This window comes from Pontibacter mangrovi, from assembly GCF_006385705.1.
Classification (GTDB): Bacteria; Bacteroidota; Bacteroidia; order Cytophagales; family Hymenobacteraceae; genus Pontibacter; species Pontibacter mangrovi.
In genome coordinates this window covers 144,496-169,220 of sequence record NZ_VFRQ01000003.1, presented here as the reverse complement: position 1 = coordinate 169,220, position 24,725 = coordinate 144,496, and the positions used below count along the sequence as shown (strand labels likewise).

The 24,725-nt window shown below is 53.6% G+C and carries 22 protein-coding genes; 10 read left to right on the top strand and 12 right to left on the bottom strand.

The features are described from left to right. Window positions 1-266: 266 nt before the first annotated feature. Entirely contained in the window at window positions 267-1,445 is a 1,179-nt protein-coding gene (locus FJM65_RS06870; protein ID WP_140620776.1) for an acyl-CoA dehydrogenase family protein, read from the top strand. Window positions 1,446-1,850: 405 nt separating this feature from the next. On the opposite strand, the gene FJM65_RS06865 is transcribed toward FJM65_RS06870, so the two are convergent. Then, window positions 1,851-2,357, bottom strand: a complete 507-nt coding sequence (locus FJM65_RS06865) for a phospholipase D-like domain-containing protein (protein ID WP_140620775.1) — start codon at window positions 2,355-2,357, stop codon at window positions 1,851-1,853. A gap of 196 nt (window positions 2,358-2,553) precedes the next feature. Between FJM65_RS06865 and ruvB the strand changes: the two genes are divergently transcribed. Then, window positions 2,554-3,600 carry a Holliday junction branch migration DNA helicase RuvB gene (gene ruvB / locus FJM65_RS06860; protein WP_140620774.1) on the top strand — a complete coding sequence of 349 codons (1,047 nt, stop codon included), beginning with the start codon at window positions 2,554-2,556 and terminating at the stop codon, window positions 3,598-3,600. Between the two features lie 280 nt (window positions 3,601-3,880). Continuing rightward, window positions 3,881-4,822, top strand: a complete 942-nt coding sequence (gene queG, locus FJM65_RS06855; RefSeq protein ID WP_140620773.1) for a tRNA epoxyqueuosine(34) reductase QueG — start codon at window positions 3,881-3,883, stop codon at window positions 4,820-4,822. A gap of 3 nt (window positions 4,823-4,825) precedes the next feature. Here queG and FJM65_RS06850 read toward each other — a convergent pair whose 3' ends face one another. After that, a complete protein-coding gene (locus FJM65_RS06850; RefSeq protein WP_140620772.1) occupies window positions 4,826-5,017 on the bottom strand; it encodes a hypothetical protein in 192 nt (63 codons plus the stop codon). Between the two features lie 285 nt (window positions 5,018-5,302). On the opposite strand from FJM65_RS06850, the gene FJM65_RS06845 reads away from it, so the two are divergent. Next, window positions 5,303-6,748 (top strand): BatD family protein, encoded by a 1,446-nt coding sequence (locus FJM65_RS06845; RefSeq protein WP_140620771.1) that lies wholly within the window; start codon window positions 5,303-5,305, stop codon window positions 6,746-6,748. Window positions 6,749-6,750: 2 nt separating this feature from the next. Then, complete coding sequence (gene aroC, locus FJM65_RS06840) at window positions 6,751-7,830, top strand: chorismate synthase (protein WP_140620770.1); 1,080 nt, start codon at window positions 6,751-6,753, stop codon at window positions 7,828-7,830. A 7-nt stretch (window positions 7,831-7,837) separates the two neighbouring features. On the opposite strand, the gene FJM65_RS06835 is transcribed toward aroC, so the two are convergent. Together FJM65_RS06835 and FJM65_RS06830 are read right to left on the bottom strand one after the other, a co-directional pair. Next, window positions 7,838-8,494, bottom strand: a complete 657-nt coding sequence (locus FJM65_RS06835) for a peptidase associated/transthyretin-like domain-containing protein (protein WP_140620769.1) — start codon at window positions 8,492-8,494, stop codon at window positions 7,838-7,840. A gap of 199 nt (window positions 8,495-8,693) precedes the next feature. Beyond that, window positions 8,694-10,085 carry a sodium:proton antiporter gene (locus FJM65_RS06830; RefSeq protein WP_140620768.1) on the bottom strand — a complete coding sequence of 464 codons (1,392 nt, stop codon included), beginning with the start codon at window positions 10,083-10,085 and terminating at the stop codon, window positions 8,694-8,696. A gap of 353 nt (window positions 10,086-10,438) precedes the next feature. Between FJM65_RS06830 and FJM65_RS06825 the strand changes: the two genes are divergently transcribed. After that, on the top strand, window positions 10,439-11,050 hold the full coding sequence (locus tag FJM65_RS06825) for a NifU family protein (protein WP_140620767.1): 612 nt from the start codon (window positions 10,439-10,441) through the stop codon (window positions 11,048-11,050). Between the two features lie 882 nt (window positions 11,051-11,932). Here the strand turns inward: FJM65_RS06825 and secDF are convergent. The 7 genes from secDF to FJM65_RS06790 all read right to left on the bottom strand — a co-directional run bounded on the left by secDF (window position 11,933) and on the right by FJM65_RS06790 (window position 18,653). Further along, window positions 11,933-14,902 (bottom strand): protein translocase subunit SecDF, encoded by a 2,970-nt coding sequence (gene secDF, locus FJM65_RS06820; RefSeq protein WP_140620766.1) that lies wholly within the window; start codon window positions 14,900-14,902, stop codon window positions 11,933-11,935. A gap of 171 nt (window positions 14,903-15,073) precedes the next feature. Further along, window positions 15,074-15,448 (bottom strand): RNA methyltransferase, encoded by a 375-nt coding sequence (locus FJM65_RS06815; RefSeq protein ID WP_239022862.1) that lies wholly within the window; start codon window positions 15,446-15,448, stop codon window positions 15,074-15,076. Between the two features lie 43 nt (window positions 15,449-15,491). Continuing rightward, on the bottom strand, window positions 15,492-16,184 hold the full coding sequence (locus FJM65_RS06810; RefSeq protein WP_140620765.1) for a potassium channel family protein: 693 nt from the start codon (window positions 16,182-16,184) through the stop codon (window positions 15,492-15,494). Further along, on the bottom strand, window positions 16,181-16,801 hold the full coding sequence (locus FJM65_RS06805; RefSeq protein WP_140620764.1) for a uridine kinase family protein: 621 nt from the start codon (window positions 16,799-16,801) through the stop codon (window positions 16,181-16,183). The genes FJM65_RS06810 and FJM65_RS06805 overlap by 4 nt, the downstream gene beginning before the upstream one ends. A gap of 69 nt (window positions 16,802-16,870) precedes the next feature. Beyond that, a complete protein-coding gene (locus tag FJM65_RS06800) occupies window positions 16,871-17,455 on the bottom strand; it encodes a non-canonical purine NTP diphosphatase (RefSeq protein ID WP_140620763.1) in 585 nt (194 codons plus the stop codon). A gap of 88 nt (window positions 17,456-17,543) precedes the next feature. Beyond that, window positions 17,544-17,996: a hypothetical protein gene (locus FJM65_RS06795; protein WP_140620762.1), complete on the bottom strand. Its 453-nt coding sequence runs from the start codon at window positions 17,994-17,996 to the stop codon at window positions 17,544-17,546. A gap of 141 nt (window positions 17,997-18,137) precedes the next feature. Next, window positions 18,138-18,653, bottom strand: a complete 516-nt coding sequence (locus tag FJM65_RS06790; RefSeq protein WP_140620761.1) for a phosphoribosyltransferase family protein — start codon at window positions 18,651-18,653, stop codon at window positions 18,138-18,140. Between the two features lie 189 nt (window positions 18,654-18,842). On the opposite strand from FJM65_RS06790, the gene FJM65_RS06785 reads away from it, so the two are divergent. The 4 genes from FJM65_RS06785 to hemC all read left to right on the top strand — a co-directional run bounded on the left by FJM65_RS06785 (window position 18,843) and on the right by hemC (window position 22,903). Next, on the top strand, window positions 18,843-19,088 hold the full coding sequence (locus tag FJM65_RS06785; protein WP_140620760.1) for a type B 50S ribosomal protein L31: 246 nt from the start codon (window positions 18,843-18,845) through the stop codon (window positions 19,086-19,088). A 225-nt stretch (window positions 19,089-19,313) separates the two neighbouring features. Then, window positions 19,314-20,519: a GlmU family protein gene (locus FJM65_RS06780; RefSeq protein WP_140620759.1), complete on the top strand. Its 1,206-nt coding sequence runs from the start codon at window positions 19,314-19,316 to the stop codon at window positions 20,517-20,519. A 144-nt stretch (window positions 20,520-20,663) separates the two neighbouring features. Further along, a complete protein-coding gene (locus FJM65_RS06775) occupies window positions 20,664-21,788 on the top strand; it encodes a DNA polymerase III subunit (protein ID WP_140620758.1) in 1,125 nt (374 codons plus the stop codon). A 164-nt stretch (window positions 21,789-21,952) separates the two neighbouring features. Continuing rightward, on the top strand, window positions 21,953-22,903 hold the full coding sequence (gene hemC, locus FJM65_RS06770) for a hydroxymethylbilane synthase (protein ID WP_140620757.1): 951 nt from the start codon (window positions 21,953-21,955) through the stop codon (window positions 22,901-22,903). A gap of 126 nt (window positions 22,904-23,029) precedes the next feature. Here hemC and FJM65_RS06765 read toward each other — a convergent pair whose 3' ends face one another. Continuing rightward, window positions 23,030-24,586, bottom strand: a complete 1,557-nt coding sequence (locus tag FJM65_RS06765; protein ID WP_140620756.1) for an alanine/glycine:cation symporter family protein — start codon at window positions 24,584-24,586, stop codon at window positions 23,030-23,032. Between the last annotated feature and the right edge of the window lie 139 nt (window positions 24,587-24,725).

Here is a 24,725-nt window from a genome sequence, read left to right as displayed (position 1 = left end):
GTTAGCATGAGGATAAGCGAGATTACATGAGGATTACTACAGCTATATTTAAAATTCCCATTTTGGGAGGGGTGAGACTGAGTTAATCTCTATGAGGGAAACTTGTTCTAAACTGTACTACAAGTTTATGCTATTCTCAAAGTATATTATGGCAAGAATTTGAAGTTCAGTCCATCCTAAAATCCTGTAAATCCTGATGAAGACAATTCGTTTAAAATTTTAACTTTGCATATTACCCTTACTCTCATCAACCTTAAAACAAAACTATGGCTTACGAACCATCAGGAGCCCCTGACTACTATAACATCGACGACCTGCTGACGGAGGAGCACCTGCTGATCCGCCAGACCATGCGCGACTTCGTGAAGCGCGAGATCTCTCCTAAAATTGAGCAGTGGGCGCAGGACGCGCACTTTCCATCCGAAATCGTGAAGAAGTTCGGCGATGTGGGCGCTTTCGGCCCGACCATCCCGACCGAGTACGGCGGCGGTGGCCTCGACTACATTAGCTACGGCATCATTATGCAGGAGATTGAGCGCGGCGACTCAGGCATGCGTTCCACGGCCTCAGTGCAGGGCTCGCTGGTGATGTACCCGATCTACAAGTATGGCTCGGAGGAGCAGCGCAAAAAGTACCTGCCCAAGCTGGCCAGCGGCGAGTGGCTAGGCTGCTTCGGCCTGACGGAGCCGGACTTCGGCTCTAACCCGGGTGGCATGGTAACCAACATCAAGGACATGGGCGACCATTACCTGCTCAACGGATCTAAGATGTGGATCTCGAACTCGCCGGAGTGCCAGGTGGCCGTAGTGTGGGCCAAGAACGAGGAAGGCCGCATCAAAGGCCTGATCGTGGAGCGCGGCATGGAAGGCTTCTCGACGCCGGAGATACACAACAAGTGGAGCCTGCGCGCCAGCTGCACCGGTGAGCTGGTGTTTGATAACGTGAAGGTGCCGAAAGAGAACCTATTGCCAAACGTGGACGGCCTGCGCGGTCCGCTTGGCTGCCTCGACTCTGCCCGCTATGGCATCTCCTGGGGTGCTATCGGTGCCGCGATCGATTGCTACGAGTCGGCGCTGAAGTATAGCCTGGAGCGCGTCCAGTTCGACAAGCCGATCGGCGGGTTCCAACTGACGCAGAAAAAGCTGGCCGAGATGCTGACCGAGATCACCAAAGCACAGCTGCTGGCCTGGCGCCTGGGCACGCTGATGAACGAAGGCAAAGCCACGACGCAGCAGATCTCCATGGCCAAGCGCAACAACGTGGACATGGCCCTGCACATTGCCCGCGAGGCACGCCAGATCCACGGCGGCATGGGCATTACCGGCGAGTACCCGATCATGCGCCACATGATGAACCTGGAATCTGTGATCACCTACGAAGGAACCCACGATATTCACCTTCTGATCACGGGGGCGGATATTACGGGGATACAGGCGTTTAAGTAAGGCCCTCCCAACCTCTTTTTAGAAGAGGGCTATAAAGTATAGCAAAGGCAGCTGCGGGAGTGGCTGCCTTTTTAAATTCCCCTCCTCGGAGGGGTTAGGGGTGGGTTCTACTTTTGCTGGTTTGCCCTTACCCATGTTTCAATAGTTCGAATTACATTATTGAGACTATACTTTATCTGACCAGCTATAGTTTGGGCCTCCGGCCCAGCCGGATTGCAAATCCGACACCATAGAAAGGTACGGGTTACAAACCCGCACCAGCAAAAGGGGCTGCTACATCTGGCGCAAGCGTCCGCTAGTGCCTTGCGCAGGCAAAACAGTTATTACAGGCAATTTTTCTTGGAAGCTTTTAGTTTGTCTTTGGCACAAGCGGACGCTTCAGCCAGGTAATGAATCCTGTGAATCCTACACCTCCTCCTCCCGAAACGCCTCACGGCTTCTGCCACCCGGGTTATACTTCATCATACGTTCCCACAACCTGTCGAACTCGCGGCTGTAGTCCTGCACAATGCTGTGGTTATCGGTAATAAGTATGTTCTCGTGGTTGTATAGCGCGGCGCTGCGGGTCCAGTTGTAGCTGCCGGTCAGCACGCGCTCCTCATCAAAAATGGTGAACTTGTGGTGCATGTGGCTACGCGTTTTGTCGATCCGCACCTCCAGGCCGCGGGCAGCCAACTCCCTGATGTCCGAGCCGGTGTCGTGGAGTTTATCATTATCCGTGATGATTTTTATACTTAGTCCGCGTTTGTGAGCCCGGATGATGGCCTCTGTAATGCGATTGTCGCTGATCGTGAACACGCAGATTTTCATACTTCGCTCTGCCTCGTCTATACTTTCCACGATGGCGTTGAGGCAATCGTCGCCGGGGCTGAAGAAGGCGTGGCTCGTGTTTTTGTGCTGATGTGGTTGCATGGTGTAAGGTAATACGGCCACCTCAATTTTAATAAACTTTATTTTGGTTTTGCTAATATTATTAGATTTATGGTGAATATCTATAAAATCATTAGCAAAAATGCGTAAATTCGTCAACTGAAATGGAGCGAAAGCATAGCTGAAACTGTTACCTTTAGGAGCAGCGAAAGCTCAATTTTTGTAGAAGATTATACTTATGAGAGAAGATTATCTCACCGGCGATAACGATTACATGACGCCGGCCGAAAAGGACATAGACAAGGCCCTCCGCCCGCTCAGCTTCCGCGACTTTACCGGTCAGGACAAGGTGGTGGAGAACCTGAAGATATTTGTGCAGGCGGCCAAGCGCCGCGGCGAGGCTCTGGACCATGTGCTGCTGCACGGCCCTCCCGGCCTGGGCAAGACCACGCTCTCGCACATCATCGCCTCTGAGCTGGATGCAGGCATCAAGATGACCTCTGGCCCGGTGCTGGACAAGCCAAGCGACCTGGCCGGTTTGCTCACCAACCTGGAGGCGAACGACGTGCTGTTCATTGACGAGATCCACCGCCTCAACCCGATCGTGGAGGAGTACCTGTACTCGGCCATGGAGGATTATAAGATCGACATCATGCTCGACTCCGGCCCGAATGCGCGCTCGGTGCAGATCAGCCTGAACCCGTTTACGCTGATTGGGGCCACCACGCGCTCCGGTTTGCTCACGGCGCCGCTGCGTGCCCGCTTCAGCATTAACTCGCGCCTGGAGTACTATGATGCTGAGTTGCTGCGCTCTATCGTGAAGCGCTCTTCATTTTTGCTGGGTGCGCCTATCCACGAGGATGCTGCCTTCGAGATTGCCCGCCGTAGCCGCGGTACGCCGCGTATTGCTAACAACCTGCTGCGCCGCACCCGCGACTTCGCCCAGGTAAAAGGCGACGGCACGATAACGGTAGACATTGCCAAATTCGCCCTCAACGCGCTGGACGTGGACCACAACGGCCTCGACGACATGGACAACCGCATCCTGCTCACCATCATTGACAAGTTTAAAGGCGGTCCGGTGGGCATCACCACCATTGCTACGGCTTGTGGGGAGGAGTCGGAAACGATTGAGGAAGTATACGAGCCGTTCCTGATCCAGGAGGGTTACATCAAACGCACCGCCCGCGGCCGTGAGGCCACCGAGATGGCTTACCGCCACCTGGGCAAGATTCCGCCGCAGGAAATCGCTTCCGGAGGGCTTTTTAACCAACCGGAAGTATAAATTGCTGTTTGTGATGAAGTATAAAAGCAGATCGAAAGGTCTGCTTTTTTGTTAACTAACTTTAGCGCAAGCGTCCGCTAGTGCTATACATCTAGCGGGTAATACCAATAGCAGAACAAGCGGACGCTTGCGCTATAAAGGTTGATAGGCAAGTTTCAGGCAGCATCTGCATCATCATACAAATCATTAAAATCCCCATTAATCACTGGTTGGATTTATTTTGCCTTACTTTTGTTGTGCAAAGTATGGCCGGCAAGTATAAAGCGGCTACAAGTATAAATTGAGCAAAGAGAAGTATACATACCTGATCAAGCAGAAGGCGCAGGAGCTGGGCTTTATGTACTGCGGCATCTCCAAGGCAGATTTCCTGGAGGAGGAGGCGCCGCGGCTGGAGCGTTGGCTCAACCAGCACATGCACGGGCAGATGCGCTACATGGAGAACCACTTCGACAAGCGCCTGGACCCGCGCCTGCTCGTGGATGGGGCCAAGTCCGTGGTGTCACTGCTGCTTAATTACTATCCTGAAAAAGAGGAACAGCAGGAGGAGGATACGCTCAAAATCTCAAAATACGCTTACGGCACCGACTACCACTTCGTCATAAAGGACAAGCTGAAGACGCTGCTCAACTACATAAACGAGGAGATAGGGGAGGTGGGCGGCCGCTGCTTCGTGGACTCTGCGCCGGTGCTCGATAAGGCATGGGCCAAAAAGAGTGGCCTGGGCTGGGTTGGCAAAAACTCGAATCTCATCACGCCGCAGGTAGGCAGCTTTTACTTCATCGCCGAGCTGATCATAGATCTGGAGTTGGCGTATGATGGGCCGATAAAAGACTACTGCGGCTCCTGCACCAAGTGCCTGGACGCCTGCCCGACCAATGCCATCGTGGAACCTTACGTGGTGGACGGCAGCAAGTGCATTTCTTACTTTACCATAGAGCTGAAGGACCAGCTGCCGCAGGAAATGAACGGGAAGTTCGGGAACTGGGTCTTCGGCTGCGACATCTGCCAGGATGTGTGCCCGTGGAACCGCTTCAGCAAGCCGCACAACGAGCCAGCCTTTGCGCCGCACCCGCACCTGAAAGAGCTGAAGACCAGCGATTGGCAGGAACTGACGCACGAAGTGTTCTCGCAGCTGTTCAAAAAGTCAGCTGTGAAGCGCACCGGCTACAACGGCCTGATGCGCAACATCCGCTTTGTGCAGGGTAACCCGGAAGAAGAATAGTTTTTATACCTGGTGCTTCAGGAAAACACGGTTAAGGATGATCAGGTACATGCCTGAGAACTGGTCGTAGCACCATTGCTTTAGTTGCTCAATTTCCTCCTTCACGAGTACTCTAAAAGCCTTGCGCAGCTCCTTTTCAAACAACATCTTATCGAAGCTCACCTTCATTAAGATTGTTTTAACGTATTCCAGCATTTTGTAAAATAGTAAGCCTAATTGGTAGTCTGGTCATAATTACGAAAGGTTTGAGATTTGGTGGCCTTATCGCGTTATATTTATACTTATCATTTGGTAAAGGCAGTAATTTGTTTAGAAAGTATAACGTTTAAACAGGTAAAGGGCACAGGCTATAGCTGCATCCGCAGGTATAACACCTTGCAACCGCTGCGGCAAAAGCAGCTTTGCAGTGCCAAAAAAATATTACATTTGCTTTTGTACTTATAACGGACCCGACCCACTACCTTATTGTGTGGCCTAACCATGCGTGCTCTAACCTTTATACTGCTGCTTATACTGCTCCTGGCCAAACCCGGCCTGGCGCAGAAGATCGCTGTGGAACTGGGGCAAAGCCCGCTGCCTTTAAACCAGTACTTTACCGTATCAGTGAGGCTGCAAAACCAACAGTTAAAAGACTACACGCCGTTCCCGGACATTGAGGGCTTTAAGAAAAGCAACAAGTACTCCTCCACCAAAACCATTATTACAGGCGGTACCACCACTACCATCCTCACCATCACCCAAAACTATGCGGCCCTGCAGGAGGGCGCCTACACACTAAAGCCCTTCACGATGAAGATAAACGGGCAAACGCTGCAGTCGGAGGGGATGAAGATTGAGGTGACGGAGATGCAGGACGATGTGGCGCAGAACCCGAACCTGCCGCCGGGCCTGATGGTGCCTGAGGAGGAGCAGGTGCAGCCGGAAGCGCAGGAGGTAGAGTTTGTGGACACCGAGGACGATGCTTTCCTGACGCTTTACCTGGACAAGGAAGAAGTGTTTGTAGGCGAGGGCCTGAACGCCGCGCTATACTTTTACCTGCCCGAGAAAAACCAGCGCCTCCTCGACTTTTACGACTTTGCCGATCAGATAAACGGCATTATGCAGGATCTGAAACAGGCACATGCCTGGGAGGAGATGTTTGAGTACACTGAGATCACCCCGGAGAATGTAACGGTACAAGGGGAGCCCTACCTGCGCTTTAAGCTGTATGAGGCCGTGCTGTACCCCATCATGGCAAAGCCGCTCACCTTCCCGCAGTTGCATCTCCGCATGATCAAGTATAAAGTGGCTAAAAACCCCACCCTCCTGGCCGAGGACAGGCAGGAGGGCTACAAAACGTTTTACTCCAGGCCCCGCGAGGTAGCCGTAAAAGAGCTGCCCCCGCACCCGCTGCGCGATGTGGTGCCTGTGGGCGACTACCGCCTGCAGGAGTATTTATCCGAGGAAACGGTGCCGGTGAACAAGAGCTTCAGGTATGTGTTTGAGGTAGAGGGAGAGGGAAACCTGGCGGCCATTATGCAGCCAAAACCAACGGCGCCGGCAGGTCTGGAGCTATACCCGCCCGATGTGCAGCAGGACGTGACGAAGCGGGCAGGCACCGTAAGCGGCTCCAAAAGTTTTACCTTTGATGTGCTGCCCCGCGAGCCGGGCCACTACAGTATGGGCGAGGTGGTGCAGTGGGTGTTTTTTAACCCCGTAACCGCTGCCTACGACACGCTGCGGCCCTCGCTGCAGGTGCAGGTAACCGGCGCCCGCGACAGCGACGCTTTGGTTTTATCCCGGGATTTAGGATCTTTCTACAACATTATCAAAAACGAAGACAATACGCTGGTAAGCCTGCACCTCTTCGACCAGGTGAAGCGCTACACCAACATTGTGCTGCTGGTGCTGTTGGCAGTGGCAGCCTTTGTCTTCATAAAGAAATAACTATGAGCAATTCGTACGGAACGCTTTTTCGGATTACCACTTTCGGAGAGTCGCATGGCGCGGCTGTGGGAGTGATTGTGGATGGCTGCCCTGCCGGCCTGGAGATCAGCATGGAGGAGATACAGCACGCCCTGGACCGCCGCCGCCCCGGCCAGTCCGACATCACCACCCCGCGCAAGGAGGAGGACAAGGTAACGGTACTTTCAGGCATCTTTGAGGGCAAAACCACCGGCACGCCCATCGCCATGGTGGTGAACAACAAAGACCAGCACAGCCACGACTACAGCCACATTCAGCACGCGTTCCGCCCCTCGCACGCCGATTATACTTATACCGCCAAGTATGGCAACCGCGATTACCGCGGCGGCGGCCGCAGCTCCGCCCGCGAAACGGTGGCCCGTGTGGCCGCCGGCGCACTGGCGGCCAAGCTGCTGCAGCACCACGGCATCTCGGTGCAGAGCTACGTGTCGCAGGTGGGCAGCGTGAAGCTGCGCAAGCCATACAATAAGCTGGACCTGAGCCAGATAGACTCAAACAAAGTGCGCTGCCCCGACGGGAAAATAGCCGCCCGCATGATCGGGGTGGTAGAGGAAGCCCGCGACAGCCTGGATACGATCGGGGGAGTGGTGAGCTGTGTGATAAAAGGAGTGCCTGCTGGCCTCGGAGAGCCTGTATTTGATAAGCTGCACGCCGAGCTGGGCAAAGCCATGCTAAGTATAAATGCGGTGAAAGGCTTTGAGTATGGCAGTGGCTTTGAAGGCGTAAAGCTGCGCGGCTCGGAGCATAACGATCAGTTTTATACCGATGAAGAGGGCCACATCCGCACCCGCACCAACAACTCTGGCGGCATACAAGGCGGCATCAGCAACGGGCAGGATATATACTTTAATGTAGCCTTCAAACCGGTTGCTACCATCCTGCAGCCACAGACCACCATAAACGATGCCGGCGAGGAAATCACGCTAAAAGGCAAAGGCCGCCACGACCCCTGCGTGCTGCCCCGTGCCGTACCGATTGTGGATGCCATGGCCGCCCTGGTTATCGCCGACTTCCTGCTGCGCCAAAAAGTGAACAAAGTATAGCGGCTGGTTAATCTGAGCTTTTAGAAGCCTTTCGTGCCTTTTTACGGTCGCGGGAGGCTTTTTTATTTGTTCCGATGGAGATGCCGGTCAGTTTGATGTCGCTGGGCACCATGTAGCGCCGCTGCTGTTGCCGGCCGGTCTGCGCCAGCCCATACCTGGCATTTGTCTCCGCATCCATGGCCCGCATCTTGGTCAGGTCTTTCTGCTCCAGCGGCCCCAGGTTCACCTGCGGTTCCTGCTCCTCTACGATTTTCACTTTAGAAATGGCCTCGCGCAGCTCCCGCTCGGTGGCCCATGGCATTACGTCAACGGTGGGCAGCTCGGAGGGGCTCTCAAGTAGGTGCAGCAGCGTAGAGTAGCTGTCGCCTGTAAAGGTCTCCGGAATGAGGAGGTACTGTTTCTGGTAACCCAATGCTGCCACCACCACACTGTCGCCGGGCAGCACAGGCAGCGAGAAGAACCCGCTCCGGTTGGTTTGGGTGCCTCTGTTTGAGTTTGGGACAAAAATTGCCACGCCCACCATGCCCGCTGCGCTGTCGCCTGCCACCACCAAGCCCGAGAGTTGCACCACCTGCCGCTGCGCACTGGCCCGTTCTGGTATAAGTATGAGCAGGATGAGTAAAGCACAGCAACAGGCTACCGGGTACAGAAGGGTATTTTTCATAGCGGATAAGGTAAGTATAGAAGCATTTGAATATACCTATTATAACGCAACTTGCCTCTAACTATTGCCGGAAGAGTGCTAACCAGTAGCGAAAAAAGGAAAAGCTGAGCGATCGGCAGCAAAATGCCTAAGGGCTATAAAGCAAACCAGCCGCCCTTGCCTTGCAGGGGCGGCTGGTTTTATACTTTTTATACTTCTCTTAGAAAAGTCTGAGGTGCACCACCAGGTACCAGATAATCACCAGGATTGGCAACAGGAACGGGATAGAGTAGCGCAGCACATAGGCAAAGAATGTCGGCATTTTAATGCCGGCGCTCTCCGCGATGGCCTTCACCATAAAGTTAGGGCCATTGCCAATGTAGGTAAAGGCTCCGAAAAGCACGGCTGCGAGCGAGATAGCCTCGAGCTCTATCAAAGTATCCAGGCCTGCGGCCGAGGTACCCGCGGCAAAATGCCTCACGTCTTGCACGCTGTTCTGGGCCAGATCGAACTTAGCCATGGCCAGCGACAGGAAGTTGGCATAGGTCGGTGCGTTATCCAGGAAGCCGGAGAGCGAGCCTGTTGCCCAGTACAGAGAGTTTGGCGTGATCAGGTCTGAGAACGAAGGAGAAGAAGCGATAGCGGCTGAAAGCTGCAGTGCCGGCATCATGGTAAAGAAAATACCGAAGAACAGGAACACCACCTCCAGGATAGGGTGAAAATTGAAATGGTTACCTGCCAGCGCGGTTTTACTGGAGAAGCGGTAGCACATGAAGGCAGCGGTCAGTTGTATCACCTCGCGCAGGAAGGAGATCTTGGTGCCGTCGTAGTAGATGTGCGGCAGGCCGTCAACTACGTTCGGGTCCAGGAAAACGGCTCCGATGATGATGGCAAGCCAGAACAGGTTGCGCTTTCCGATGAAGTGGAACTCTGTTTTCTCTTCGTTTTTGGCCACTACCGCCGGGTCCGGAACAAAATCTGTCTCTTTGTTGCGGCGGTCAACCAGGTAAAACATCAGGCAAAGCAGCGAAATAGACAGTACCCAAGGTGTGAACAGGTGCTGCAGCGTCCAGAAGAACGGCACACCTTTGATGAAGCCGATAAACAGCGGCGGGTCGCCGAGCGGAGTTAACAGGCCACCGGCATTACTCACTATAAAAATAAAGAAAATGATCTGATAGGGCTTGATGCGGTGGATGTTAAGCCTGATGAACGGGCGGATAAGCAGCAGCGAGGCACCGGTGGTACCGATAATACTTGCCAGCACAGCGCCCACAGCCACTAAAACCACGTTCATGGCAGGGGTGGCGTTTGCGTTCACGTTCAGGTAAATCCCCCCCGCAGCTATGTACAGCGAGCTTAGCAGGGCTGCAAAGGTTATATATTCTGCCAGCGTATGAATGGGCATGTGGTAATCGCCGAGCGCGAACAGGTAATACAGAAGCACGGTAAGGCCAAGCACAACCGCAACGGTTTTATAGTTGTGCTCCCAAAAATGACCGAAGAAGATAGGGCCTGCAGCGATCATACCTATCAAAAGCAGGAAAGGTATGATCAGAAAAATGGGCAAGGCATGCTGCGCCTGCGCCAGTAGGATAAAGTTGTTAAGCATGATGTGGGTTAGTGCTGTGTTTGATTTAGGTTGTTGCACAAAGATACACCTTCTGAGGTAAATAGCTAAGATTTCGGGTGCCTGAAGCGAAAAATCGATGTTGGTACATGAAGCTGCAGCTGCACCTGAAGCTGCTCTATTACCGGCCGGATTTGGAGCTTCTTCTGGTGCAGCTTTCGTTAACTCGGGCTTTAGGAGCTAGGTGGCTAATTGTGTTTGGCAGGAGGGTAGGCTGTGTTGCCAAAGGTGTGTTTGAAGTGAAGGGGCAGAGCCGTGCACTTGTCGTAAATAATGCCTAATTTTGGAAACTTTAAGCAATAGCTACAGGTTTTAACCTTAAACAGCGATATACCATGACAGAAAATAAAGAAAAAATGGTGTCTGTGTACGCAGAGGCCAACCCCAACCCTGAGTCGATGAAGTTTGTGATGAACGTGCAGATGCTGCCTGACGGGCAGAGCGTGGATTATCCAAACCTGGAGAGCGCTATGGAGTCGCCGCTGGCGCAGGAACTGTTCAACTTCGACTACGTGACCCGCGTTTTTATTGCGAGCAACTTTGTTACCGTAACCAAGAGCAGCGATCTGGAGTGGGTGAAAATCATACCGGAGCTTCGCACTTTCCTTAAGTCCTATGTAGAGGCTGGCGGACCGATCTTTAACGAGGGCTTCTCGGCTGCCAAAAAGGAGACTGCCGCTCCTGCCGGTGAGACATCTGCTGAAGATGCCGAGATCTCTAAAAAGGTAATTGACCTGCTGGAGAACTATGTGCGCCCTGCAGTAGAGCAGGATGGCGGTAACATTACTTTCAAGTCTTACAACGATGGCGTGGTAACTGTACACTTGCAGGGTTCTTGCAGCGGCTGCCCATCTGCCACCGTTACTCTGAAGGCGGGTATTGAGAACCTCCTCAAGCGCATGGTACCGGAAGTAAAAGAAGTAGTTGCCGACGGCGTAACCATCTAAAGTTTAGCTTAAGTATAAAGCAACAACAGCCAGTCCTATTCAAGGGCTGGCTGTTGTTGCTTTATAGCCACAGGTACTCCTCTGATATTTTCTTTAGCTTGCTGGCGCAAGCGTCCGCCTTATCTTGTCCCATATCTTTTTCAATTTCGGCCCCTTTAGGACGAATAAGGGCAGGGTTTAGCTCTTTGAGGGACTATTAGGTTGTAAAAAAGCGGCAGAGTTAGCATCTACAGCCTTCTGAGCAGGTTTAAACACCCCTGTGGAGCCCGCCAAAAGGCTGATGCTATTCTTGCTGTAGAGCCCTAACCGCTAAAACTCCATTTCCAGAAAAGATATGGGACAAGATAAGGCGTCCGCTTGTGCCTTTATAGCGCCGCTTCCTGCAACTGAAATCAGGCAATCCTCTCTAGCTGCTCTAGCTGCCGCTTATCCTCAGCCTTACAAGCCTACAGTTGCATCTCATCCTTTGGTGCGCTCCAAGCCCGCGAGGGCTCCCCGAAATGCTTCGGAGTAAACTCTTTTGGGCATCGCGCTGTCTACATTTCCTTTGCTCCTGCGTCGCAATGCCTGCGGCACCGGAAATCTAGTAGGCGCTCTTGTCGAGGGGCCCTACCCACCCAAGGACTGGAATCAGTTCGATAGCTTCGGCATATTTGTCAGCTCCACCCTCTGGAGAGATCTCTTTTGAATTCCCCTCCTTAGCCAAGGAGGGGCAAGGGTGGTTGGAGAGGGCTGGGGTGGGTTTATACTTGTTGGGGCAGCAGCAAGAAGGATTAGACTCGTGAAACCGGCAACGATAGCATTCCTCCTTTAACTACAGCAAGAGCATGAAAAAAGCCCGGAGCAGACGCCCCGGGCTTTTCGGTATAGTTTAGCTAATGCTTAGCGCACTTTTTGTACTTGTGGGGCTGGCTTTGCCTTCTCCTTTGTTGTGTCTACTACAATCGGAGTAGCGATGAACAGGGAAGAGTAGGTACCGGCAACCACACCGATGATCATGGCCAGCGAGAAGCTGCGAAGCACCTCTCCGCCAAAGATAAACAGGATCACCACCACCAGGAACAGCGTCAGTGAGGTGATGATGGTACGGCTGAACGTGCTGATCAGCGCCGGGTTTACCACTTCGCGAATGCCCTGGCGTGGGTTGTCGTTCAGGTACTCCCGCACACGGTCAAAGATAACCACGGTGTCGTTGATAGAGAAACCGATGATGGTCAGTACCGCCGCGATGAACACCTGGTCCATCTCATAGGAAATGCCGAACAGGTTCAGGATAGCAAAGATCGCAATGATCATCAGCGCATCGTGCAGGAGGGCCACAACGCCACCCAGCGAGAACTGCCACTTGCTGAAACGCAGCATCACGTACAGGAAGATGCCCACCAGCGAAAGCAGGATGGCGATCATGGCCGTGTTTTGGATGTCGTCGGCCATGGTAGCGCCCACCTTAGAGGAGCTCAGGATCTGCGGGTTCAGGTTGCTGTACTGCTGGAGGCCCTGCTCCAGCGCCGTTTTCACCTGGTCGTCCGCCTCTGTGCTCTCATCGTCTGCCAGCCAGCTGGTAATGATCTTCAGTCGGTTGGAGGCGCCGAAGGTCTTCACCTCCGTACCCGCCTGCTGGAAGTCGTCCAACAGCTCAGAGCGCACATCAGAGGCAGGTATAGCCTGGTCGAACTCCACTACGTAGGAGCGGCCACCGGTAAAGTCAACGCCCAGGTTTGGCCCTTTAACAGCCATGGCCACAAAGCCCAGCACAATAATGGAAAGCGAGATGATATAAGCAGGCTTTCTCATCTTCATTACGTCAAACTTAATGTTGCGGAACATCTTGTCTGCCAGCGACGAGGAGAAGGACAGCTTGCCTGCTCTCTTGAAAGTAGCCTCGATAAACAGCCTGGAGATGTACACAGAGGTGAAGAAGGACGTTACGATACCGATCATCAGGGTGATGGCGAAGCCTTTTACCGGGCCGGAACCGAAGAAGTACAGGATAAAGCCTACCAGGAAAGTCGTTACGTTGGCGTCAAAAATAGAGCTGAACGCTTTGGCATAGCCAGCGTCGATCACGTCGCGCATGCTTCTGCCTTTGGCGGCCTCTTCGCGCATACGCTCAAAGATCAGCACGTTCGCGTCCACGGCCATACCCAGCGTCAGCACGATACCGGCAATACCAGGCAGCGTAAGCGCCGCGCCGAACTGCGCCAGCACGCCGATGATGAAGAACACGTTGAACAGCAGGGCAAGGTCGGCGATGAAGCCGCCACGGGCGTAGTAGGCGATCATGAACACCACCACGATCAGCAAGCCCGCTATTGTAGAAAGCAAGCCTTGGTTGATAGCCTCCTGGCCCAGTGACGGACCCACGATGGCCTCTTCCACGATACGGGTAGGAGCCGGCATCTTACCTGCCTTCAGGATGTTGGCAAGGTCTTGCGCCTCTTCAATGGTAAAGTTACCGGAAATAGAGGAGCTACCGCCCGAGATCTCGCCCTGCACTACTGGGGCAGAGTATACATAGTTGTCAAGCACGATGGCTACCTGGCGGCCGATGTTGTCGCCGGTTAGGCGGGCCCACTTGCGGGCGCCTGTAGAATTCATGGTCATGGAGATCTCCGGACGGCCCTGCTGGTCAAAGTCCTGGCGGGCGTCGTTGATCACTTCCCCGGTCAGCGGGGCCTTGCCGTTGCGGCCTTTCTTAATGGCATACATCTCCACGAACTCCTGGCCCTGGTCGCCCACGATTGGCTTCACGCTCCACAGGAACTTCATGTTAGAAGGCAGGATGGCGTGTACTTCAGGACGGCTAAACAGGTCGTTGATGGTGGCTGTGTCGCGCACGTTGGCGCCGATACCGCCTGGCATCTGGGTGAACAGCGAGGCAAGCACGCCGGTCTGTGGGGTAGTCAGGGAGTCTGCCTGGGCAGCGGCCGTGTCGGCCTGCGCGGCAGAGGCGATGGCTGCGGAGTCGGCGGAAGTGCCTGCGGCCTGGGCCAGTACGTCTTGTTCAGTGTCTTGTGCGGCTGGGGCAGCCTCAGCAGGGGCGGCCGCTTTGCCGATGTTCAGTTTGCCTACGCGCTGCAGCTCATCCAGCTGCTGGCCCACCTGCATAAAGTACGGTGTAAACTCCTGCGGCGTCCATACTTCCCAGAACTCCAGGTTCGCCATGCCCTGCAGCAGGTTGCGCACACGCTCCGGGTTGTCCACGCCAGGCAGCTCGATCTGGATGCGGCCGGTGCCCTTCAGGCGCTGGATGTTTGGCTGTGTCACGCCGAAACGGTCGATACGGGTACGCAGGATGTTGAAAGAGCGGTCGATGGCGTCGTCCACCTCGCCCTGGATCACGTCCACGACCTCCTCGTTGGTAGATTCGTAGCTGATCTTGCCGCGGTTGGCCGTGTTGGAGAAGATGCGGCTCAGGCGGCCGTTAGGCTCCACCTCGCGGTAAGCCTCTGCAAAAAGCGTGGTAAAGCGCTCCTGGCTGTTTTTCTGCAGCTGCTGCGCGCGCTCCAGCGCCTTCAGGAAGGCCGGGTCTTTGCTGTTGCCGGACATGGACTTGATGATCTCCACCGGGGAGACCTCCAGCACCACGTGCATGCCGCCCTTCAGGTCAAGGCCGAGCCCGAGCTCGTTTTCCTTTACCTCCTCATAGGTCATGCCCATGTACACGGTTTCCTTCGACATAGAGTCGAGGTAGGTTTGCTTTTTGGCTAGGTCAACGTTGCCTTGCGCATCCGTGGCGTATGCTTCCGCATCTTTCTGGATGTTGCCGGCAACGAACGAGAACGATAGATAGTACAGGCACAGGGCCGATACGATCAACGTCAGAACGATTATAAACGACTTGTTCCGCATTGTTTAAGTAAATAGTATGTGTAATTGAATATATTGGTTTCTTGTAAGTCTTTCTCTCTGAGTGCCTTTAAGATAACTGTAATGCAGCGGCGTGCGTTCCGTGGAGCAGCAGCAATAGGTGCGGCGGCGCCGGAAAATGCTCAGAAAGTAAAATAAGGAAGCGGGTACAGCCTACGGGGCGTTGGGCTGTATGGAGGAAGGCAATATACGGGTGATAAAGCCTGGTCCGGGGGGGACGGCGGTGTAGGCGGCAGGCAGCAGGTCGCTGGCCGCTTTGGCAAAAGCGGGCTCCTGCGGGAGCGGGGCAATATCCTGCTGCAGGTCCAGCGCCACAAAAGAGGTGGTGCCCTCCAGGGATATTTTCTGCTTTACAACCGCCTTTTTCTCAGAGCCCGAAGTATGGGGTAGCTCTGAATTGGTTTGTTGCGTGCCCGTAGCCGGGGCATAAGCCACTACCTCCTGCCCGTTGAGCATAAGCGCCCACAGCAGGGTTGCCGACATCAGCAGATGCCTGAACAGGAGGGATATGTTGGTGGCTTTTGGCATGTATAACCGCAAATATGAAATCTTTTCTGTTAAAAAAGAAATTTTAGCGGTTAACCTCTATAAATCGTTTTACATCCTGCTTTTTGCCTATAAGCAACAGAATGTCTGACGGGTAAATGATGGTGTCGGCTTTCGGCACGCCGATGATGTGCTCTACCTGCGTTGGCTTGCCGTCCTGGATCTCCTCAAAAAAGCGCTTGATCGTGATCAGGTTCAGGTTATACTTCTCGCGGAGCGATATTTTGGCCACGCTGCGGTTGGCAATGTTGCGCGGTGCATTTATCTCCACAATCTCGTAGTTGTCCGGCAGCGGTAAAAACGTGCGTATACTTGGCTGCAGCAGGCGCTCGGCCACAGTTTTGCCCACCTCGCCCTCCGGCGACAGGATCTCCTGCACACCCATTTTCTCGAGGATGCGGCGCTGCTGCTTGTTAGAGGCCCGCGTAATCACGCGCTTCACGTTCAGTTCCTGCAGGTTGGCGGTGGTGATAAGCAGGGCTTCAAAGTCTTCGCCGATGGCCACGATCACGGCGTCCATGTCCTGGATATTTTGTGCCTCCAGGGCGCGTATGTCGGTCGCATCCAGGGCAACGGCGTAGGCCACCTGGTCTTTCAGGGCCTCTACATGGTCTTCGTCGTTGTCGATGGCGATAACCTCGGCGCCGCGCTCTGCCAGCGTGGTGGCAATGGAGTGGCCGAAAACTCCCAGGCCTATAACCGCAAATTTGTGCCTCATGCTTTTATTTTAGCGTTTAGATAAGTGGTAAGCACCTCCAGCCCGCGCTCAAAGTTCTCGTTGTTCGGGATGATGATGTCTGCGTCGTTTTTGTACGGCTTTATGTACTTTTCGTATGTTGGAGCCACGTGGTTGGTGTAGCGGTACAGCACGTCGTCCAGGTCGTAGCCGCGCTCTACTTTGTCGCGCACGATGCGGCGCTGCAGCTTAATGTACTCTTTGGCGTCGATGTATACTTTCAGGTCCAGCAGGTTGGCTATCTCCTCAAAATAGAACACAAAGATGCCCTCTACCACTACGATGGGCGCAGGCCGGAACTCCAGCTGGCGCGGCACCACGTTGGGGTTGTTAAACGTATACTCCTGGCGGAAAACGGTTTCGCCCTGGCGCACTTTCAGGATGTCGTGGGCATAGGCCTCATCATCGATGCACGAGGGCAGGTCGAAATTGATGACGCCGTTCAGGTCGGCCGTCTGGTGCTCGCGGGGCTTGTAGTAATTGTCCTGAGAGATCAGGCAAACGTCTTCAGGGGCAAACGAGGTAAGCAGCTTGTTCAAAAAAGTGGTTTTTCCTGAAGCACTACCTCCTGTAATCCCGACGATGAATGGCTTTTGCATAGGAAGCTTGGTTTTCAGCCCACAAAATTAAGACTTTAGAAGCTACTTGGCTAATTCGGCGCGTTATTTTTATACTTCCAGGCTCTTCAGGAAGCGCACCAGCTCCTGGGTGGCGCGGCCGCGGTGGCTGATGGCGTTCTTCTCCTCGGCGCTCATCTGGGCAAAGGTGCGGTCGTGGCCCTCGGGAATAAACACCGGGTCGTAGCCGAAGCCTTTGTCGCCTTTCCAGTCGGTGGCTATACTTCCTGTTACGATGCCCTCGAACTGGTGCTGCTGCCCGTCCAGGATCAGCGTTATACTTGTGCGGAAGCGGGCGCGGCGGTTCTGCTGCCCCTGCAGGCTTTGCAGCAGCTTATTTATGTTATCGGCATCCGAGCGCTGCGGACCGGCATAGCGCGCAGAGTATACGCCCGGCTCGCCGTGCAGCGCCTCCACCTCCAGGCCGGTGTCGTCGGCAAAGCAGCTCACGTTATAGTTGTCCCATACATACTCCGCCTTTTGGAGCGAGTTGCCCTCCAGCGTGTCCTGCTCCTCGGCCAGTTCTTCGTTGCAGCCAATGTCCTGCAGGGTCAGCAGTTCATACTTGCCTTCCAGCATCTGGCTCACCTCAGCCAGCTTGTGTCGGTTGTTGGTTGCAAAGCAGAGTTGTTTCATGTGGTAAATTGTTGGATTGTTAAATTGTTGAAGGTGCTTTAATGTTTTACATAAAGCTAGCGATGCGAAGTTTGACTTATGTGCTGGGTTAGGCAAAGTGACTTTTTACTTTATCCTTGTTCAGGTACCTGATAAGCAGAATAAATGGTACAGACCAAAGTAATGCTCCTAGAACTTGATCTATACCTATTTCTCCCTTGTCAAAAGGATTGTATGGAGCAATGAAAATTGCTTGATACCAAAAGTTTATTAGGTAAAGCACAGCTAAAACTTGTGCTAAAACTCTCGCCCAGTTTTTATAGAGTGTGATAAAAATGCCTACAACTAAGAAACCTAAACCAAATGTTAAAGATATGACAGCGATAGGTTTTGCGAAGGAAAGCATATGGCTCTCATAGGGAACTTGATCAAAGTTACTTGCTTTCTCCGTAATAAAGTCAATCCAATACAACAAGCCAAAAAGGCTGGATATTATAGTAAGAGACGAGACTGCAATAAGCGCTATCCCTATTGATCTTATTGACTTCAACTTGTTTTTCATACTTTGCTTTTGCCTAATCTGTAACTAAAGAATACAGCATGTGTACAACCTGCCATTAAAGTTTAGGCAAAGTATAGCTGGCTAAGGAATCAAGTGAAGTAAACCAACCATTTAACCATGCAGCCATTTAACAATTTGCTTTTACAGCAAATACGCCGCTACTTCGTCTTCCTGCAGCACAACATGCACGCGCTCGCGCAGGGTGGTGGCCAGCGAGTAGCCGGTGTAGGTGGCCGCTATCGGGTAGAGCGGGTGGTGGCGGTCTACGAGGGTGGCTACCTCCAGCTTTTTCGGGTTCTGCGGCAGAAAGGCATTTAAAGTATAAGCCAGCGTCTTGCCGGTGTTCAGCACATCGTCTACCAGCACAGTAACCTTGCCCTCCAGGTTTATACTTTCGGGCTGCACCAGCACGGGCTCCTGCAGCGGCGTGGCCTTGTTCAGGGTTACCTGCACCAGCTGCACCTGTATAGCGGATATCTGCTGGAGCTGCTCGGCCAGGCGCTCGGCCAAGGTATAGCCGTTGGGGTGGATGCCGGCCAGCACCAGCTCCTGCTCCTCAAAGTTGCGCTCGTAAATCTCGTAGGCCATGCGCTTCAGTTTCTGCTCTATCTGGCCTCGGTCCAGTATCAGGTTCTGCTGCTTGTGTTCTGGTGTCATAGGTTTGTGGGACTGGCTTTTAGGGGCGGCACCGCCGTAGGCCGCTTGGGCAAATTTAAAAAGATAATTGCATTGGGCACGGCTTTTACCCGGCATCTAAAATAATTTGGCACATAGCGTTTTACTTTCAAATAATCTTATTAAATTTGCAGTCCGATTCAGAAATTAAGGTTAAATAACGTTACGATAATGAAAAAAGGCATTCACCCAGAGTACAGACAGGTGGTTTTCCAGGATATGACAAGTGATTTCAAATTCATCACGCGTTCTACAATGACGTCTGATGAAACAATTACTTGGGAGGATGGCAAAGAGTATCCTGTAATCAAAGTGGAAGTTTCTTCAGCTTCTCACCCGTTCTACACTGGTAAAAACATCTTCGTGGATACTGCTGGTCGTGTGGAGAAGTTCAACACACGTTACAAGAAAAAGTAAGCGGTTTATTCCGGTTAAAACGTTTCAAAAGAGAAGCCTTCCCGAGATATTCCGGGAAGGCTTTTTTTATGGCCCTGTGTGGCTGGCCTGGATTGATGCTCCTCCTGAGGCTGTTGTACGTGCACGCTTGGCACCAGCGGCCTCTGCTGACTCCCAATCCTGAAATATTACCGCTCATAACTGTTTATTTACACTGTTTTGGGGTAAATTTTATACTTTTGTAGTATGAATATCATCCTTTTTGATGACCCGGCTATCCGGCAAGATCTGCTGCCGCTGACCTTTACCAGGCCAGTGGCAGATATGCGCGTTGGCATCCTAACCATTGCCGAGAAGTGGAGCAAGTATATAAGCGCCGCTGTGTCGTACCTTACCCAGCCATACCTGCAGGCCAAGTATGGCGTTGCGTTTGGCATCAACAACCTCTACATAAACGGCGCGGTGTGCCCTAACCAGGAGTTGGTGGAGCAAGTGCAAGCGCTGAAGATGGGAGAGGCACTGTATTTTGACGACCTCCTGGTGGCCATCAACGGCGACAGCCTGGAACTGCATACCTTGGAAGAACTTATCGCCTATACCTCTCCGGTAAGGCGGGAGTGCGGCCCGTGCACCGTAATCCGTAATGTGTGGGATATATTCCTGGAGAACGGCAGCCAGATCCGCAGCGATTATACGTTGCTAACCGAAGGCCGCCAGAGCCAGCCCATCGGCGACAAGTATACCATAGTGTACAACGAGGAGGACATCTTTATTGAGGAAGGTGTGAAAATCAGGGCGGCCATACTTAATGCGGAGAACGGCCCGATTTACCTGGGCAAAAACGCACAGGTGCACGAGGGGGCGGTGATAAAAGGGCCTTTTGCCTTGGGCGAGGAGAGCAACGTGAACGTGGGCGGCAAGATGCGCGGCGACGTGAGCATCGGCCCGTTCTGCAAAATAGGCGGCGAGGTGGCAGCCTCGGTTATTTTCGGCTACACCAACAAAGGCCACGAAGGCTACCTGGGCAACTCGGTGCTGGGCGAGTGGATCAACATTGGCGCCGACACCAACACCTCTAACCTGAAGAACAACTACGCCGAGGTAAAGATCTGGAACTATGCTAAAGGCGGCTTCAAAAATACGGGCCAGCAGTTCTGTGGCCTCATTATGGGCGACCACAGCAAGTGCGGCATCAATACCATGTTTAACACCGGCACGGTGGTGGGCGTAAGCGCCAACATCTTCGGCCCGGGCTTCCCTCGTAACTTCATCCCTTCGTTCAGCTGGGGCGGCGCGGCCGGCTTCGAAACGTTTCAGATGCGCAAGGTGGTAGAGGTGGCCGAGAAAGTAATGGGCCGCCGCAACATGCTGCTGGATGAAGTGGAACGCGGCATCCTGAACCACATCTTTGAAGAAACCCAGCAGTACCGCGTCTGGGATAAGAAAGTATAATTCTTGATTGTTAATTGCCGATTGTTGTTCTTGTGAACGTAAGTTGTCGCTAGCTAATGAAGCGACTGCCACGCACGCTCCCAACAAGCAAATCAATCCAGAGCAATTAACAATCAGCAATCAACAATTTAGCCATTTACATCAGTGCAGTTCTCACAGATATTAGGACATCAGGAAACGAAGCAGCTGTTGCTGAAATCGGTGCAGCAGAACCATGTGGCGCATGCGCAGCTTTTTCTGGGGCAGGAGGGGAGCGCGAACCTGGCCTTGGCGCTGGCCTATGCCACCTACATCAACTGCGAGGACAAGCAGCCCGATGATTCATGTGGAACATGCGGCAGCTGCGTGAAAATGAACAAGCTGGTGCACCCCGACTTTAACTTCGTGATGCCGGTAACGGCCACAAAATCGGTAAGCAAGGATGCGCTGAGCAGCAAGTTCATGAACGAGTGGCGCGAGTTTATACTTGCCAGCCCCTACCAGGGCCTGAACGAGTGGATGCAGCACATCGGGGCAGAAAACAAGCAGGGCATTATCTCGAAAGACGAGAGTCGCCAACTGGTAAAGCTGGTATCGCTGAAGGCCTTTGAGGCGAGCTATAAGATCGTGGTGATCTGGCTGCCCGAGTTGATGCACCCTTCTGCGGCCAACGCCCTGCTGAAGCTGCTGGAGGAGCCGCCGGCCCAAACGGTGTTTCTGCTGGTGGCACAGTCGGCGGAGAAGCTGCTGGCCACCATTACCTCGCGCACGCAGATCATGCAGGTGCGCAACTTTACCGAGCAGGAGGTGGTGCAGTACGTGCAGCAGAAATATAACCTCGATAACGACCGCGCCCGGCAGGTGGCACAGCTGGCCGAGGGCAACCTGAACGCCGCCGCCAAGCTCACCAGCGAGATCAGCAGCGACTATTTCACCTTCTTCACTGCCTGGATGCGCCACTGCTACAGTCGAAAAGTGAGTAATTTAGTGGAGATGAGCGAGGAGTTTCAGAAGCTGGGCCGCGAGAACCAGAAGAACTTTTTGCTCTACGCGCTCAACCTGTTCCGGAAGGTGATGCTCTACGGCGTGGATGCCTCGCTGATCGCGTTCCTGCCGCCCGCCGAGCTGGATTTTGTGCAGAAATTCTCGAAGGTGATAACAGGCAACAACGCCGGCGAGCTGGCCGAGGAGCTGAACCAGGCCCATTACCATATCGAGCGCAACGCTAACCCTAAGATGGTTTTCGTGGACAGCTCGCTGCAGATTGCCGGTTACCTGCGTAAAGGGTAGGGGTAATTGTTAAATTGTTAATTGCTGATTGTTCGTCAGCACAAATTATTCCCCTCCTGGGAGGGGTAGGGGTGGGTTCTCAAACTGGCTTCACCCTCAATGAAAGTATAAACTGAGGTGCTGAGGAAGTATAAAGTATAAAGCAGCCTCACAAAAAGTATAACATGGCAGAAAACGTAAAGGATAAAACGATACGCATTGGTACGCGCGGCAGCAAGCTGGCCCTGTGGCAAGCCGAAAATGCCGCTGAGAAACTTCAGGCCGCCGGCTTTAAAACCGAGCTGGTGATCATCAGCACCAAAGGAGACCAGGTGCTGGATAAATCATTGGACAAGATCGGCTCGAAAGGCGTGTTTACCGAGGAGCTGGAAGTGGCGCTGCGCGAGGGGCAGGTGGAGATTGCCGTGCACAGCGCGAAGGACGTGCAGTCAAGTATACCTGCAGACCTGGAACTGGTGGCGTTTATGGAGCGCGAGCAGGTAAACGACGTGATCCTGAGCTTCGACCCAGACTTTAAGCTGGAGCGCGAGAGCAACGCTATTATCGGCACTTCCTCCACCCGCCGAAAGGCTCTTTTGAAGAAATATTACCCAAATATCGGCACCGCCGAATCAAGAGGGAACCTGCAGACGCGCCTGCGCAAGCTGGAGGAGCGGCAGTTTGACGCGCTGATGCTGGCCTATGCCGGGGTGTACCGCATGGGCTATGATAACCTGATCGTGCACACGTTTCCGGAGGATGAGTTTGTGCCGGCCGCCGGGCAGGGTAGTGTAGCGATTGAGTGCGCCAAAAACCTGGAGCCGGAGCTGAAGAAAGCCCTGAAGCAGGCGCTGAACCATACCGAAACGCATGTGTGCCTGCTGGCTGAGCGTGCTTTTCTGCGCACGATGGAGGGCGGATGCAGCATCCCATCCTTTGCGCTGGCAAGGCTAAACGGAGAGGGTGTAAGTATAACCGGCGGCATCGTGAGCCTGGACGGGCAGACGTTGCTGCAGGAGACGCTGCAGGGCCCAACTGTAACCGCCGAAGAACTGGGAGAGGAACTGGCAAACATCATCCTGAACCAGGGCGGCGATGAGATCCTGAAAAGTATCCGAACCGAGAGAGGGGAATAAGTTTAAGGCAAATACCTGCCGCAAATTACGCTATCGCTAACCTTGCGGCAGGACTCTAAAGTATAAAAAGAAGGGCCGCCTGCATCATGCAGGCGGCCCTTCTTTTTATACTTTAGAGTAGACTTTTTATACTTTAGCTGCCTCAGCCTGTACGGCCTCCTTGCTCAGCTCCTTGTTATCGGTAGAGCGGGCGTAGGCTAGGAAGTCCTGCATCTCGCGCTTCACGATTGGGGAGAGCAGGTATAAGCCGATCATGTTCGGGATACTCATGGCAAAGAGCATGGCATCGGAGAAAGCCACCACGCTTCCCAGTTGCATGGGGGCACCCAGCACCACAAAGGCACAGAACAGGAGCTTGAAGCTAATGTCGGCACCTTTGTTGTGCCCGAACAGGTATGTCCAGGATTTAAGGCCGTAGTAAGACCAGGTGATCATGGTGGAGAAGGCGAAAAGTATAACGGCGGCAGCCAGGATCATCGGGAACCAATCGATAACAGTGGCAAAGGCCGTGGAGGTAAGCGCGATGCCGTCGCCGGCAGCGTCCATCTCGTAAGCGCCCGTTACCACAATCACCAGGGCCGTCATGGTGCAAACCACTACCGTGTCGATAAACGGTTCCAGCGATGCCACAAAGCCTTCCGTTACGGGTACGTTGGTCTTCACGGCAGAGTGCGCGATAGAAGCCGAGCCAATGCCTGCCTCGTTGGAGAACATGCCGCGGCGCAGGCCCTGAATCATCACGCCTACCACACCGCCACCGATGGCAGAGGCCGTGAAGGCTCCCTCAAAAATAGCCTCGAAAGCGCCAGGGATGTGCGTGTAGTTGGTGGCCAGCACAATAAGGGCCGCCACAATGTAGATGCCGCACATCAGGGGCACTACTTTCTCGGTAACGCGGGCAATGCTCTTCATGCCGCCCAGTATCACCAGGCCTACCAGCACCGCCATGATCAACCCGAAGATCCAGGCATTGCCTTGCCCGAACCAGGAGCCGGCCTCGCCGCCGGTTACAGCTATAAACTGTTGCGTGGCCTGGTTTATCTGGAACATGTTGCCGGCCCCGATAGCCCCGCCAATGCACATAATGGCAAAGAATGCTGCCAGGAACTTACCTACACCAGCCATGCCGCGCTCTTTCAGGCCCTTGTTCAGGTAATGCATCGGCCCGCCCGAAACAGTGCCGTCTTCGTGGTTGTCGCGGTACTTTACGCCCAGCGTGCACGACACGAACTTAGACGACATGCCCAGCAGTCCGGCCAAAATCATCCAGAACGTGGCGCCCGGGCCACCCAGAGAAATGGCTATGGCCACACCGGCGATGTTTCCAAGCCCCACCGTGCCCGAAACGGCAGCTGTCAGGGCCTGAAAATGCGATACTTCGCCGGGGGCATCCTCCTGGTTATACTTGCCGCGCACAATATCCAGTGCATGCCTAAAGCCCCTGATGTTGATAAAGCCGAGGTACAGTGTAAAGAAAACAGCGCCTGCCAGCAGCCACACCAGGATGAGCGGAATGCCGTTGCCAGCTATATTCACCTCGTAAAAAATAATGTCGGAGATAAACTGGGCCGCTGGGCCAATAGTGGCGTCAATCTGTTCATCTACTGTTGTCTTGTGTGTCTGGGCAAGCAGCGGACTACAGGCCCCCAGACTGAGCGCTGCAGAAAGTAAGAATCTCTTCATCTATTATGGGTTAGTTGATTAGTCACTTTCCTTAAATTTAACCATTTCTGCCGCTAAAGTAAAGTTTGGAGCCAGATTGCCCCTGTCAGTTCATTTAAAAATAAGTATAATTCAATGTTTGGGGATACCTAAAGCTGGG

Coding starts and splice junctions, on each gene's coding strand:
- FJM65_RS06765 (WP_140620756.1), bottom strand. CDS start 24,586: ATGAAGAGATTCTTACTTTCTGCAGCGCTCAGTCTGGGGGCCTGTAGT.
- FJM65_RS06795 (WP_140620762.1), bottom strand. CDS start 17,996: ATGAAAAACAAGTTGAAGTCAATAAGATCAATAGGGATAGCGCTTATT.
- FJM65_RS06845 (WP_140620771.1), top strand. CDS start 5,303: ATGCGTGCTCTAACCTTTATACTGCTGCTTATACTGCTCCTGGCCAAA.
- FJM65_RS06815 (WP_239022862.1), bottom strand. CDS start 15,448: ATGCCAAAAGCCACCAACATATCCCTCCTGTTCAGGCATCTGCTGATG.
- FJM65_RS06835 (WP_140620769.1), bottom strand. CDS start 8,494: ATGAAAAATACCCTTCTGTACCCGGTAGCCTGTTGCTGTGCTTTACTC.
- FJM65_RS06780 (WP_140620759.1), top strand. CDS start 19,314: ATGAATATCATCCTTTTTGATGACCCGGCTATCCGGCAAGATCTGCTG.
- ruvB (WP_140620774.1), top strand. CDS start 2,554: ATGAGAGAAGATTATCTCACCGGCGATAACGATTACATGACGCCGGCC.
- FJM65_RS06865 (WP_140620775.1), bottom strand. CDS start 2,357: ATGCAACCACATCAGCACAAAAACACGAGCCACGCCTTCTTCAGCCCC.
- aroC (WP_140620770.1), top strand. CDS start 6,751: ATGAGCAATTCGTACGGAACGCTTTTTCGGATTACCACTTTCGGAGAG.
- FJM65_RS06805 (WP_140620764.1), bottom strand. CDS start 16,801: ATGCAAAAGCCATTCATCGTCGGGATTACAGGAGGTAGTGCTTCAGGA.
- FJM65_RS06785 (WP_140620760.1), top strand. CDS start 18,843: ATGAAAAAAGGCATTCACCCAGAGTACAGACAGGTGGTTTTCCAGGAT.
- FJM65_RS06810 (WP_140620765.1), bottom strand. CDS start 16,184: ATGAGGCACAAATTTGCGGTTATAGGCCTGGGAGTTTTCGGCCACTCC.
- FJM65_RS06790 (WP_140620761.1), bottom strand. CDS start 18,653: ATGACACCAGAACACAAGCAGCAGAACCTGATACTGGACCGAGGCCAG.
- secDF (WP_140620766.1), bottom strand. CDS start 14,902: ATGCGGAACAAGTCGTTTATAATCGTTCTGACGTTGATCGTATCGGCC.
- FJM65_RS06800 (WP_140620763.1), bottom strand. CDS start 17,455: ATGAAACAACTCTGCTTTGCAACCAACAACCGACACAAGCTGGCTGAG.
- FJM65_RS06850 (WP_140620772.1), bottom strand. CDS start 5,017: ATGCTGGAATACGTTAAAACAATCTTAATGAAGGTGAGCTTCGATAAG.
- hemC (WP_140620757.1), top strand. CDS start 21,953: ATGGCAGAAAACGTAAAGGATAAAACGATACGCATTGGTACGCGCGGC.
- FJM65_RS06870 (WP_140620776.1), top strand. CDS start 267: ATGGCTTACGAACCATCAGGAGCCCCTGACTACTATAACATCGACGAC.
- FJM65_RS06830 (WP_140620768.1), bottom strand. CDS start 10,085: ATGCTTAACAACTTTATCCTACTGGCGCAGGCGCAGCATGCCTTGCCC.
- FJM65_RS06825 (WP_140620767.1), top strand. CDS start 10,439: ATGACAGAAAATAAAGAAAAAATGGTGTCTGTGTACGCAGAGGCCAAC.